The organism is Gardnerella sp. DNF01180P, assembly GCF_049244205.1.
GTDB classification, from domain to species: Bacteria; Actinomycetota; Actinomycetes; order Actinomycetales; family Bifidobacteriaceae; genus Bifidobacterium; species Bifidobacterium swidsinskii.
In genome coordinates, this window is record NZ_CP058386.1 from 939,410 (window position 1) to 953,148 (window position 13,739).

Annotated in this window: 10 protein-coding genes and 1 other RNA gene; 2 read left to right on the forward strand and 9 right to left on the reverse strand. The window is 41.0% G+C overall.

Annotated elements, in window-relative coordinates; translation table 11 throughout:
- Nucleotides 1-12: 12 nt before the first annotated feature.
- Nucleotides 13-681, forward strand: a complete 669-nt coding sequence (locus tag HXT40_RS03665) for a hypothetical protein (protein ID WP_410309481.1) — start codon at nt 13-15, stop codon at nt 679-681.
- An 82-nt stretch (nt 682-763) separates the two neighbouring features.
- Here HXT40_RS03665 and secA read toward each other — a convergent pair whose 3' ends face one another.
- Nucleotides 764-3,559 (reverse strand): preprotein translocase subunit SecA, encoded by a 2,796-nt coding sequence (secA, locus tag HXT40_RS03670; RefSeq protein ID WP_421777158.1) that lies wholly within the window; start codon nt 3,557-3,559, stop codon nt 764-766.
- A gap of 187 nt (nt 3,560-3,746) precedes the next feature.
- Complete coding sequence (gene hpf, locus HXT40_RS03675; protein ID WP_004106803.1) at nt 3,747-4,418, reverse strand: ribosome hibernation-promoting factor, HPF/YfiA family; 672 nt, start codon at nt 4,416-4,418, stop codon at nt 3,747-3,749.
- A gap of 211 nt (nt 4,419-4,629) precedes the next feature.
- Here hpf and rnpB point away from each other — a divergent pair.
- An RNA gene (gene rnpB, locus HXT40_RS03680) (RNase P RNA component class A) lies at nt 4,630-5,003 on the forward strand.
- A 19-nt stretch (nt 5,004-5,022) separates the two neighbouring features.
- Here rnpB and HXT40_RS03685 read toward each other — a convergent pair.
- The 7 genes from HXT40_RS03685 to tyrS all read right to left on the reverse strand — a co-directional run bounded on the left by HXT40_RS03685 (nt 5,023) and on the right by tyrS (nt 13,705).
- Nucleotides 5,023-5,703 carry an HAD family hydrolase gene (locus tag HXT40_RS03685; protein ID WP_102703058.1) on the reverse strand — a complete coding sequence of 227 codons (681 nt, stop codon included), beginning with the start codon at nt 5,701-5,703 and terminating at the stop codon, nt 5,023-5,025.
- The gene (recN, locus tag HXT40_RS03690) at nt 5,687-7,471 is read right to left on the reverse strand and encodes a DNA repair protein RecN (RefSeq protein ID WP_410310453.1); all 1,785 of its coding nucleotides are present in this window, start codon (nt 7,469-7,471) and stop codon (nt 5,687-5,689) included. The genes HXT40_RS03685 and recN overlap by 17 nt, the downstream gene beginning before the upstream one ends.
- A 54-nt stretch (nt 7,472-7,525) precedes the next feature.
- Nucleotides 7,526-8,449 carry an NAD kinase gene (locus HXT40_RS03695; RefSeq protein WP_410310454.1) on the reverse strand — a complete coding sequence of 308 codons (924 nt, stop codon included), beginning with the start codon at nt 8,447-8,449 and terminating at the stop codon, nt 7,526-7,528.
- A gap of 90 nt (nt 8,450-8,539) precedes the next feature.
- Nucleotides 8,540-9,343, reverse strand: a complete 804-nt coding sequence (locus HXT40_RS03700) for a TlyA family RNA methyltransferase (protein ID WP_012914106.1) — start codon at nt 9,341-9,343, stop codon at nt 8,540-8,542.
- Nucleotides 9,340-10,440 (reverse strand): HAD-IIA family hydrolase, encoded by a 1,101-nt coding sequence (locus HXT40_RS03705; RefSeq protein ID WP_012914105.1) that lies wholly within the window; start codon nt 10,438-10,440, stop codon nt 9,340-9,342. Before HXT40_RS03705 ends, HXT40_RS03700 begins: the two co-directional genes overlap by 4 nt.
- Before the next feature lie 144 nt (nt 10,441-10,584).
- Nucleotides 10,585-12,231, reverse strand: a complete 1,647-nt coding sequence (locus HXT40_RS03710) for a hypothetical protein (RefSeq protein WP_421777159.1) — start codon at nt 12,229-12,231, stop codon at nt 10,585-10,587.
- 154 nt (nt 12,232-12,385) lie between these two features.
- Entirely contained in the window at nt 12,386-13,705 is a 1,320-nt protein-coding gene (tyrS, locus tag HXT40_RS03715; protein WP_076002805.1) for a tyrosine--tRNA ligase, read from the reverse strand.
- Nucleotides 13,706-13,739 lie beyond the last annotated feature (34 nt).

A 13,739-nucleotide genomic window follows, 5' to 3' on the forward strand; every position in this document is an offset into this window, starting at 1 on the left:
ACAGTATAGTTCATGACTTCTTCTAAGAATACCAACGACCCTCGCCGTGATGACGAGTTAATGTCAGAATCGTTAAAGAATAATCAAAAACAAAACAATAGAAATTTTGATGACGATTGGTCATCTTTTATTGCAGAGCATTTTAACGATATGAATGATATTGCTAATTCACGTAGCGCAAAAAGCTTTGAAAAGCACGCTCAGAAAGAAGAAAAAAAGAAAGAGCGCAACAGTATAGCAAGCGATAATAATTCTAAAAATCAAAAAAATGCTATAAAAAATAAATTTAGCTTAAACAATCTAAGCAGCCATAAATCCTATATTATTCCTACTAGAATGCAAGACCCTCACACGATCATAACTGCTAAAGGTCCTCGTGATAATACACGCACAAGTTGGCTTGATTTAGATAAGACTATGGAAGACTATGGAGATGATTTTGTGCCCCCAAATCCACAATTTTATAACGTATCTTTAGTTAATGTAGTTTTGTGGATTCTATTTGTTATAGGTATCTTCGGTGTTATTGTAAGTGCTTTTATTCCTGCTATAGCAAACATTGTTGGTATTATATGCGGCCTATTAACGCTACTTAGTGGAGCAGGATTACTTATGAATCGCAAAAAACCTGATCCGTATAAAGAAGATTACAGCGATTATGGAGATGGTGCTCGAGTATAGCTAATAATCAATCGAATATAATAAAAGGCGGCATGATTATAATCACACCGCCTTTTATTTATTTTACTTAGCAGCTTTCAAGTTACTCAGCTTCATTTTCAGATTCGTTTTGACCATGGCAAAGCTTGTACTTACGACCAGAACCACATGGGCACTCTTCATTCTTATTTGTTCCTGGGAATGTACGACCATCAGACCATGGAGTCTTCCATTCTTCATTCTTTGGTCGCATGCTCAACGGAACATCTCCCTCAGCATGACTCAAAGGTGCAGGACCAACAATACCAGCAGCCTGATCTTCAGCATCTACCTCAGACGAAGCTTGTGCAACATCTTCATCAAGCTCATCGTCAGAAGAAATATCTTCAGTAGAAGCAATCTGATTGATATCAATGTGGAATAGAAGCTGAATGCTTTCTTCCTTAATTGCCTCAATCATCGAATTGTACATCTGGTAGCCTTCACGCTGATATTCAACGAGCGGATCACGCTGACCCATACCACGCAGACCAATACCATCCTTCAAATAATCCATCTCATAAAGATGTTCACGCCACTTGCGATCGAGAACAGAAAGAACAACGCGACATTCAATTTGACGAAGTGGATCAGCGCCGAGACGATCTTCGATGAGAGAGTAAACCTTTACTACACTGTCGACAATCAAATCACGCAAAGCAGAAACAGCTTTTTCGCCCTTAAGATTGATAATCGTTTCACGCACCTGATCCCAATCAAGAAGTACAGGCATTACAGAGTTAAGAGCATCTTTTAAGCCGTCCAAATCCCAATTCTTTGGCTTATCAGAACCGTTCATTGCGCCACGCACATAACTTTCTACGGTGTCACTGATGAACTTCAAGATGTCCTCGTGAATATCTTCACCCTTAAGAACCATCTGACGCTCTGCATAAATCACAGTACGCTGCTTATTCATAACATCGTCATACTTCAAAACGTTCTTACGCATTTCAAAGTTACGAGCTTCAACAGTCTTCTGTGCCGTGCGCACACCGTTAGAAACGTACTTAGACTCAATTGGTTCGCCTTCTGGCAATCCCTTAGCCATAACACGAGCAACAAGCTGAGTGTTGAACAGGCGCATCAAATCATCTTCCAAGCTTAAGTAGAAGCGGGACTCGCCAGGATCACCCTGACGACCAGAACGACCTCGAAGCTGGTTATCAATACGACGAGATTCGTGACGCTCAGTACCAAGCACATACAAGCCACCAAGATTCTTAACTTCTTCGTGCTCGTCCTTAACTTGCTCTTTAACTTCAGCTAAAACGCCTGGCCAACGCTTTTCATACTCTTCAGGAGTATCGTCTGGAGAATATCCTTCAGCCTTCAACTTAGCATCTGCAAGGAACTCAACATTGCCGCCAAGCATAATATCGGTACCACGACCTGCCATGTTAGTAGCAACAGTTACAGCACCCTTACGACCTGCAACAGCAACAACAGCAGCTTCCTTAGCATTCTGCTTAGCATTCAAAACCTGGTGAGGAATGCGAGCAACGTCAAGAAGCGAAGAAAGAATCTCAGAAGATTCAACAGAAGCTGTACCAAGCAACACAGGCTGACCCTTTGCATGACGCTCAGCAACATCTCGCACAATAGCAGTAAGCTTTTCTTTCTTTGTGCGGAAGATCAAATCGTCCTTATCTTTACGAATTACTGGACGGTTGGAAGGAATTGGAAGAACACCAAGCTTGTAAGTTCCCATGAACTCTGCAGCTTCAGTCTCAGCAGTACCAGTCATACCAGCAAGCTTGTCGTACATGCGGAAGTAGTTTTGCAAAGTAATAGTAGCAAAAGTCTGATTTTCTGCCTTGACTTCCACGTTTTCCTTAGCTTCAATTGCTTGATGCAAGCCCTCGCTATAACGACGACCTGGAAGAACACGACCAGTATGCTCATCGACAATCAAAACTTCGCCGTTTGTAACAACATAGTCACGATCTAGAAGGAAAAGCTCCTTAGCTTTCAAAGCGTTATTCAAATAACCAATAAGAGCTGTATTGCTTGGCTCATAAAGGTTATCGATGCCCAAGTAATCCTCAATTTTTGCGATGCCAGGATCAAGAATACCTGCGGTTTTCTTCTTTTCATCAATCTCGTAATCAACATCGCGAGTAAGCTTCAAAACAAGCTTTGCAAATTCACGATACCAATGAGTTACATCACCTTCAGCAGGACCTGAAATAATAAGTGGCGTACGAGCCTCATCGATAAGAATGGAATCGACCTCATCGACAATTGCATAGTGATGACCGCGCTGCACAAGCTCGCTCTTTTCCCACGCCATGTTATCACGCAAGTAATCGAAGCCAAACTCATTATTTGTACCGTAAGTAATATCAGCATTGTATTGCTTACGACGCTCTGGCGGCTGCTGGTCTGTAATAATGCATCCAACACTCATGCCAAGGAATCTATAAATACGACCCATAAGCTCGCTCTGGTAGCTAGCAAGGTAATCGTTGACTGTGACAACGTGCACACCTTTGCCTTCCAAAGCATTCAGATAGCTTGGCAAAGTAGCAACCAATGTTTTACCTTCACCAGTTTTCATTTCTGCAATATTGCCCCAATGCAATGCAGCGCCACCCATAAGCTGCACATCAAAATGACGCTGGCCAAGCGTACGCTTTGAAACCTCTCGCACAGTAGCGAAGGCTTCAGGCATCAAATCATCAAGCTTTGCACCATTGTCTAAACGCTGCTTGAATTTAGCAGTTTGACCCTTCAATTCTTCATCGGAAAGCGCGGAAATTTCATCTTCCAACGCATTCACAGCCTTTGCTACGTTCTCAAGGCGCTTCAATTGATGGCCTTCACCCATACGCAAGGCTTTATCGACGATATCTACCACGTTTTGCTCCCTTAGGTCATGTCTATGACGACGGCCTAGCCAACATAGACGTAAACTGTGCCTATATTACGCGACGGCTACGATTTTTATAAGTTAGCGAGTCTGATTACTACATAAAAATGCCCGCCCAACATTGTGCTAGACGGGCATGCGCACTTATTCGCGCATTTTAGATGTGTTTTAATTATTACTTTTGCTTAGCAACATTTTCAGGTGTATCAATTTCAAATACGCCATAGCTCCAACCATGTCTGCGATATACTACAGATGGTCTCATAGTTTCTTTGTTTACGAACAAGAAGAAATCATGCCCGATAAGCTCCATCTCATACAAAGCCTCATCTATGCTCATAGGCTCTGCAATATGTAACTTACGACGAATCACAATAGGAGTGTCGCCAACACTTACTTCCACAGATTCACCAGGACCTAAATCGGAAGCAACAGCAGCATCTGCGCTATTAACCTCATTTTCTTCTGGCTCTTCAACAGTAGTCTCAATCTCAGGCTCTACAGCACCCATGTCTACAGGAGTCATTTCCGTATATCCACGGCGATGATCCTTACGACGATCGCGAGTGCGACGCAAACGAAGCGTCAACTTATCAAGCGCCATATCTAATGCACTAAATTGATCAGTGCTAGAAGCTTCTGCGCGAATCACTGTGCTTCCTGCAACAACAGTAATTTCAACTCGCTTTGCTGTGTCAGCCTGCCTTGGATTGCCTTCATGAGTCAACACGATTTGCACGCGCTGCGCATCAGGCGCAATGGCGGTCACACGATTCATCTTACTTTCTACAACGTCACGGAACCTTTGATTAATCTGCGTATGACGACCAGTAATGACGATTTCCATGCGAAACCTCCCCATATAGACTCGAACCTTAAGCTCGATTTGTACAACCCGACTGCCACGATGCCGTCGGTTCTTCTATTATATCTGCTAAATCCATACAAACCTAGCGATTTATTAAATTAAAATAAAAAAATTAACGTTTATTACGGAATTTCTTATAAAATAACGAATTTTTTACGATATTAATATCATCTGCTATAATTGGGAAGGTTGAGGTTTCACGATGGCCGCGGTCACAATGTTCATTCGGAGTGGCTGAGGAACTTCCGGGCTCCACAGAGCACAATGGCGGATAACGTCCGCCCAGGGCGACCTGAGAGATAGCGCAACAGAGAATAGACCGCCTGAACGTTTCGTTCGGGTAAGGGTGAAACGGCGGTGTAAGAGACCACCGGACTTCTGGTAACAGTAAGCCGCATGGCAAGCCTCATTGGGAGCAAGGTCAAGCAGAAGACGCTTTAGAGCTGCTCGCTCAAGTCTTCGGGTAGACTGCTAGAGTTTGGCGGTAACGTCAAATCGAGATGGATGGCCATCCGCATGCACTTGTGTATGCGACAAAACCCGGGGTATGTGAAACCTCATCAACTCAACCAATAGCATATTTTCAACTTATATCGCTGATTCTTGGAGCGAAAGAAAAATCAGAAAATACTGCTAAGCATTTATTAAACGACGAATCTAAATCAATTTTTACGTTTGAATTATCAACTACCCCACATGTTTGCATACCAGCTTGCTGAGCTGAACATAAAGCTGTAGCAGAATCTTCAAAAACTACACATTTAGCTGGATCTACTTTAAGTTGATTAGCAATATCGATATAAGTTTTAGGACTATGCTTACCTTTTTCAGATAAATCTTCTCCAAAATGAATAAAATCAAAACAATCAAAAATGCCAACTCTTTTTAAAGCTGGAATACACAAGCGTTTAGAAAGAGTTGTAACAAGAAAAAGCTTTATACCATTAGAACGCAAATAATGCACATATTCATACGCGCCTTTTCTTAGCGGAAGATGATTAGCATAAGCGTCAAAAGCCATATCTGACCACTCCGTCATCAAATCTTCAGGAGCATCAGTAAATCCGTAATTTTTAATAACATATTCTGCAATTTGTCTAGGATTCATTGTTGCAGTCGTATTCGCAAAGATTGAAGGAACGTTCATACCACGTTTCGCAAAACTTACTCGATCAATATCATCCCAAACGCTTAAAGAATCAAGTAACGTGCCGTCAAAATCAAAAATCGCTGCAACAATAGACGAATTATTTTGTAAATCCATCAATGATCTTCCTACTTGCACTCAATAGCTCACGAGCATGTTCTAATGAAGTTTTTGATTCACTTCCATCAAGCATCCTAGCAATCTCTTGCTCACGCATCAAATCATTAAGCTCAATAACAGAAGTATCCGCAACTATAGCAGAAGAACTATTCTCACTATTCTCAACAAGATTTTTTTGTACTGCAAATTGTGCATCTGCAAAAGAAGCAACCTGAGCTAAATGAGTAACAACAATAACTTGAGCATGTTGAGAAAGTTGAGCCAAACGTTTACCGAGTTCTACTGCCGCAACACCACCAACACCAGAATCTACTTCGTCGAAAACAAATGTAATATTTTCTTCGTCGCAATCTGTCAACTTCGCAACAACAAGCTCAATTGCAAGCATAAGCCTACTTAATTCACCACCAGAAGCACTTTTGCTCATCGGCAAATCTGAAGAAGCAGGAAATGGTCGGAACAAAAACTCTACATCATCACATCCGTTAGAATCAAGCGGAATAGAACCAGATAAATCTTCGCAACGCCTATTTACACTGATAATTAATTGAGCACCTGGCATAGCCAAAGAGTTTAATTCTTCACTAACTAAAGTGCCAAAATCATGAGCTGCATTTAAACGAGTTTTATATAATTCTTCAGCAAGTTTAAGAGCATCATCATATCGTTGAGCACACTTAGCACGCGCTTTGGCAATAGCTTCAGGAGAATCATCTAAATCTTCAAGTTCAAACTGAGCTTTTTCGGACCAATCAAGTACGTCATCTAATGTTGGCCCCCACCTACGAGTTAAATCAGTAAGATCATGAATACGGGAATTTAAATCATCTAAATCTTTTTCACTTACATCGATATCCAACTGTTGAGCAAGCTGCATTACGATATCGTCAAGTTGAGCATGAATATCGTCAAGTTGATTTGCAATAGAATTGAAAGAATCATCTACACGAATATTTCGTAATGCTTGAGAAGCTTTATCTACAAGAAAACAAGCATCTTCAGATGATTCTGAAGCACCATAATCTATTTGACTGGAATCAAGGGATGCGAGCGCAATGCTCACTGCTTTAACAATTTGAGCAGAATTCTCAATTCTTTCTCTTTTTGCACGCAATTCCTTATCTTCATTAGGAAGCGGATTCACATCTCGTATTCGCGCTAACGATTCTCTAAGGTAATCTGCACGTTGCCGCGAAGAAGACGCTTGATTTTCTAGTCGATTACATGTTTCTTTAGCATCTTTCCACGCTTGATACGCACATGCGTATTGCTTAAGTAATTCACTATTTTTAGATACAGTATCAAGCAATTCGCGTTGTTTTGAATTTGTTGCTATACGTAATTGGTCACTTTGTCCATGAATAACTATCAATCGAGAGCATACTTGTTCAAGAACTGTTTTTGGTACTGCGAAACCAGAAATTGTTGCTCTTGAACGACCTTCTTGCGGTACTGTTCTAGAAACATACATATCTGATTTATTTTCGTTATTTTCTGAAGGCTCTAATTCAATACCGGATTTTCCAACAGCATCTACTAATTCACTTGTTTTAGGAATACTAAATATGCCTTGAACCCATGCTTCTTTAGCATTTGGAGAAATCCTTGCAACTTCTGCTTTGGATCCAGAAATAAGCTTGATAGCACTTAAAAGCATTGACTTTCCAGCGCCTGTTTCACCCGTAATAGCTGTCATGTGAGACGAAGGAGTAATAAGCGCATGTGAAATTGGCCCAAGATTACGTATTTCTAACTCTTCAAGCACGCTGTACCTCGTTTTATAAATGCTATATTTAATATTATTTTCTACTTAAATAATTCATTTTAAAGAATTATTATTGTGCTCACGCCATCCAACTATTGGCAAATCAAATTTTGTAACTAAACGCTTCGTAAAAGGAGCACCAGAAAGTCTAGCTAATAATAGGTCATCTTTTGATTGACGAACTTGAATCCTTGATCCTTGAGGAAGAGCGCGCTGTCTTCTACCGTCGCAACAAATCCAACCTCCAGAAGACGATTCATTAAGAATATCAATAGTAAAAGTAGAACCGGCACCAATAATTAGAGGACGCGCAAAAAGAGCATGAGCAGCTAATGGCACTAGTTGTAACGCTTCTACATTTGGCCACATGATTGATCCACCTGCTGAAAATGCGTAAGCTGTGGAACCAGTAGGAGTTGAAACTATTATACCATCGCAACCAAAAGATGACATTTCAACATCGTCTACTCGTATTGAAAGTTCTACCATTCGACCTCTGTCTTCGCGATCAAGAGTTATATCGTTCAACGCCCAATCACTTAAAGGCTTACTTTCGCCAGGAAGCCACACATCTACATGAGCTTCCATTCTCCTGTCAATAGTGTAATCCTTGTTTGCAATCCTACGAATTGCATCGTTAATTTGAAAACTTTCAAATTCTGCCAAAAAACCAACATGACCAAGATTTATGCCGATAATTGGAACAGTAGTACAATGCACTAACTCAGCAGCCTGAAGCATGGTGCCATCTCCCCCAAGCACCACAACTATTTCCGTATTTTCGTCAACTATACGAGTAGTTTTTTTAGCAAAATCAGACACAGACGCACTGTTGAATACATCAACAACGAATCCAGCTTTAATAAGTTGAGTCTTGACTTGATTTACCACATCACTATGAACATCGATTCTAGCGTGAGTAACTACAAGAGCACGACGAGCCGACGAAGCGGAATTAGTATCGAAATGTTCCTGCATATACAGCCCCTTCGTACTGTTTAAACACAACTACTACTATTGTAATTGTTAGGATACATATTGAAAAATGCTAAACATTCAATAATTAACTTACTTCTCGTAACGCGCATAAAGAAGATACTCCGTATTGCCATGCGTTCCTTCAATAGGAGATTCGCAAGAGGAGATAACCTTTAGACCGTTTTGATTTGCACAACTTTTTATTGTTTCTAAAGCTTTAATTCTTAAAGTCTCGTCAGTTACTATTCCACCTTTTCCAAGGTTTCCTTTTCCTACTTCAAATTGCGGCTTAACTAAAAGCACAATATCTGCATGCAATTGAGCTATTCTAGAAATTACTGGAATAACAAACGTTAGAGAAATAAAAGAAACATCCGAAACTATAAGATTTGGCTTATATGGCAAGTTCTCTTCGTACACATCTCGAATATTTACGCCACTCATTTCAATTACATGTGAATTGTTAGCTATTTTTGGATGCAATTGACCATGACCAACATCTAAAGCTATTACAGAATGAACACCTCTTTGCAAAAGAACGTCGCAAAAACCACCCGTTGATGCACCTATATCTAGAGCTTTAGTTGATTTGGAAGTAGTTAAACCATTTTTAGAAAACGCTTCGAAAGCACCTTCTAACTTAAGTGCTCCACGAGAAACGTATCTAATACAAGATTGCGTATTTTTTGATTCGTCGATTGTTATTGTATGTGAATTGTTTACTAAAAATGAGGATTTCGTAATATTTCGATTGTCAACACTCACTACGCCAGCACGAATTAAACGTTGAGCAGTTGTCCTACTTTCTGCTAAACCACGATTAACCAAAGCGCAATCTAAGCGTTGTGAAATATTGCTATTTGAAAGTTTACTTAAATCCTCATTCAAAGTCATAAGGAAAACTCCGGAAGAGTATAATTTTCCATATTTTCACCGCAATCTTGCAAGCTCCATGCCAGCGCGCAAGCAGCTCTTAAAGCATTGCAATCGTTAGTGTTATTAACTTCAATAATATTATTATTCACAACTCTTGCTATAGCATCTTCACAAGTAAAAGTACTACCGTTAACGCGTTCAGGAGCGTTATGAGATTCGTTTAATCCTCGCAAGTCTTTAGAAACAAAACTTGGACGCAAATGTTTTGGCGCAAGCATAAGCATGCGAGGATCTGTAACTCCAGTAAGAACAAGTAATGAAGCATAGCCTCCTCTTGTTCCAGCCTCAATATCAGTATCTAAACGATCTCCAACTGCTAATGAATGTTCAATACTAATTACAGGATTCCCATACTCGTCTTTTTCAGTGTATTCTTCACATTCAGAATCATCATGCTTAGCATTAGCAGCAACCAAAAACCTTGCTTCATCATACATTGCAGATTCTGGTTTTCCAGCAGACGAAATAGGCTCTACACCCGTAGCATTAATAACAGCTTGAATCATGGAACCGCATCCAGGAGCAATACCATGCTCTCTTGGAATAGTTAAGTCGCGGTTAGTAACGAAATATTTTGCACCATGCTCAACAGCGAAAGAAACTTCCGCCATTTCTTGCCAAGTCATTTGAGGATACCAGCCTTGAATAACAGCTTTAGGATTATCTTCGCACGAATCTACGAGTTGTAATCCTACGCGTTGCACTTCTTGACGCAAATGTTCAGCGCCGAGAACAAGAACTTTGGATCCTTTCTCAACATTGCGAGCTACCATCCTTGCTGCAACAACAGAAGACGTTATAATCTGCCATGGTTCTACTTTTAAGCCAAAACTTTCCAGTTGTTTTGCAACAACAGATTGGAAACGCGAAGAATTATTAGTTGTGTATTCAATTGCCATTCCATTTTTTTGCGCAAACAAAATGGAATCAGACGCATATTCAACAGCATTTCCACCACGATATACAACACCATCTAAATCAAGCAGTGCTAGACGAAATGCATCGCTTAACGGACGATTACATGAAGAAAAATTCTTTTTCGTTTCAACTTGCATACTATACCTCATTTAAGTTTGCTAAACACTGCACTTAATTTAGATTCAAATTTTTCAAATATATTTTATAAATATCAACTCTCAAAGCAGCAAGTGCCCGGCTTACTTAAAAGCAGCCGAACGCAAATATTCAAATGTTACGAACTACTCTTCGTCAGCGTGAACAGCACTCATCTCGATTGTATCCGTATTATCCGCATTCTCAGAGTTACTTGTCTCTTCTGAGTCTTCTGAGTTTTCTAAATCTTCAGAATCTTCAGTTACTTCAGATTCTTCATCAGATTCTTCATCAGATTCTTCATCAGGAGCAAATTGAGCATCATCTTCACTCATGCCAATTTCATCCATCATGTCATCATTCAAATGCTCTAAATCATAGTCGATAACAATATCATCAGGATTTATATCTTCGTCATCAACATCAGCATACTGTTGCTCAAGCTTATCAAGCAAAGACTCTAATTCAATTGCTTCGTCACTACGCCCGGCTTCTTCCAAGAAGTATTGTTCTGCTTGAACTGCACGCATACGATACTCCCCAGGAAGACCCTTTGAACGACCCATTGCATGAACCAATTCAATAGCCTTATCAGCATGACCAGTATCAGCCAAAACACCTGCATAAACGAGGAACATTTCGGCTTTTACTTCTCCCCTTAAGGTTTTTGCTTCATCTGACATGCAAATTTCTAAAGCCTTATCTAGATTTCCCATACCGCGCTCGCAATCGGCAATAAATGGCAAATAATCAAGGTAGCCATTCATTCGCATTGCAGTGCGGAATTCCTTAGAAGCAAGCTTGTAATCGCCCTGACGATAGGCCACAAAAGCTAAAGTTTCGCGAGCAAAATCAATACGAGAAGCTTGCTTAGCAGCCCACTTTGCATGTTCTAATGCAAGTTCAGGATTTTCTTCTTGCAAAGTATAAGCTGCAAGAATATGAAGACCAATATTTTCAGCGTGTTCCTTTGAAAGACCGCGCAAACGCTCGCGATCTTCTTTAGAAAGCATTGCCCATTCCAAACCTTTTGGCATCTTAGGTTCACCAGGGCGACGTGCTGTATAAGGATTTTGAGATGGATAAGAAACAGTTCCGTCAGAATTGCGGCGTGGACCATCTTCAAAGCGGAAGTTACTACGCGAATTTGCGTGACGATCATCTCTGCGATCGTCACGACGATCAAAACGACGCTCATTATCTCTGCGCTCATCGCGACGATCGTCTCTGCGGTCATCACGGAAGCCGCCCTTAGAGCCTTTATGGAAATCTTTATGGAAATCGCCATTGCGATGGTTCTCACGACGACTATCCCTGCGATCGTCACGACGACTATCCCTGCGATCGTCACGACGATCAAAACGATGTTCACCATCAAACTTCTTGTAGCGTGGGTTGCCACCTTCTTCACAAGAATGTTCAAAATCTCTAGAGCGGCGGTCATCGCGACGGTCATCTATACGATTAAAGCGACGATCATTATCGCGATTCTCTGAGCGGAATCCGTCCTTCTTAAAACCATTCTTCTTAAAACCACCGCGACGGTCATCTTTACGATCGTCATGACGGTTAAAACGACGATCACCATCACGCTTTACGCCAGAGTGGAAGCTCTCTTCACGGTCATCATCATTACGGCGGAAACCACCCTTCTTAAAACCGCCTTTATGGAAACCATCCTTATGGAAACCACCGCGACGCTCGCTACTTTTACCACCATTGCGATGACCAAATCCACCACGTTCACCAAAAGATTTCTTACCACTCCGCGAGTGTTCGCGTTCTTCGCCCATTCTGGCATACCTCTCATCTATGTGCAATTTTATTACAAAATCACATTTTAATTATATTCATAAAATAACTAAACATCTGCTGTAAGCAAGCTATAGCATACATCAAGCAGCAAGCTTACAACAGATGTATTTTTTAATACATCACAAACATTTATTAAGCGCGCTCTACGGCACCGATAGCTTTCTTGCCACGGCGAAGCAAAGCGAAACGACCGTGCAAGAAAGAGCCCTCACTTAACACATCGTCGACACCACTTACACGTTCATTATTCAGATACAAACCGCCTGCTTCAATAGCACGACGAGCTTCAGAAACAGTGCGGAATAGACCAGCGGCAACTGCAGCCTCAACAACACGATCTGCAACTTTAGCCTTAGCGAAATCTAAACTACCGTCTTCAGCCTTAACCTTAACACCATCTAAAGCAGCTTCAAGAGTCTGCTCATCAATATTGCAAAGATCACCACGTCCAAACAAAGCGGAAGAAGCTTCAATAGCCTGGTTTGTTAAATCTTCACCGTGAACGAAACTTGTAACTTCCCACGCAAGCACGCGCTGAGCTTCACGACTTCCAGGATCATCCTGAATTTGCTGAGCTAAACGCTCAATTTCATCTTTTGGCAAGAAAGTGAACACCTTAAGCAACTTAACAACTTCATCATCAGGCTGATTGAACCAGAACTGGTAGAAGCGATAAGGGCTAAGCATAGAAGGATCAAGCCACATGGCATTACCTTCTGACTTACCAAACTTACGACCTTGATTATCTGTAATAATCGGGCTAGTAAACACGTTTACGGATGTGCCACGAACCTTACGAATCAAATCCATGCCGGAAGTGAGATTACCCCACTGATCCGAACCGCCAAGTTGCAAAGTTACGTTGTAATTATCAAACAAGTACAAGAAGTCATTGCCTTGCAAAACTTGATAACTAAACTCAGCAAAAGAAATACCTTCATCGGAATTTAAGCGACGAGCCACAATATCCTTAGAAAGCATTGTTCCAACTCGGAAGTTCTTACCAACATCGCGCAAAAAGTCGATAGCAGACATCTTAGAAACCCAGTCGTAATTGCTGACAAAACGAACAGGATTTTCACCATCAAGAGGCAAGATTCGACCAATCTGCTTACGCAAGCGTTCAGCCCAGCCAGCCACAATATCCTTAGAATTAAGAGTGCGTTCTCCGCTTTGACGAGGGTCACCAATCAAACCAGTAGCACCACCAACTAAAGCAATAGGATGATGACCTGCAGCCTGCAAGTGACGCATATTAATAAGCTGCACAAGATTACCAATATGCAATGAAGCAGCAGTAGGATCGTAACCGCAATAATACGTTAATGGTTCTCCGTCAAGCGCTTGAGCAAGCTGCTGCTCATCAGTAGATTGTGAAATTAATCCACGCCACTTAAGCTCTTCAAACAAAGAAGCAAAACCTGCTTCCTTGTAGTTCCTGACCTGAGCCATTCGTATCTCCTTAATACAGAATACCGATAAATAT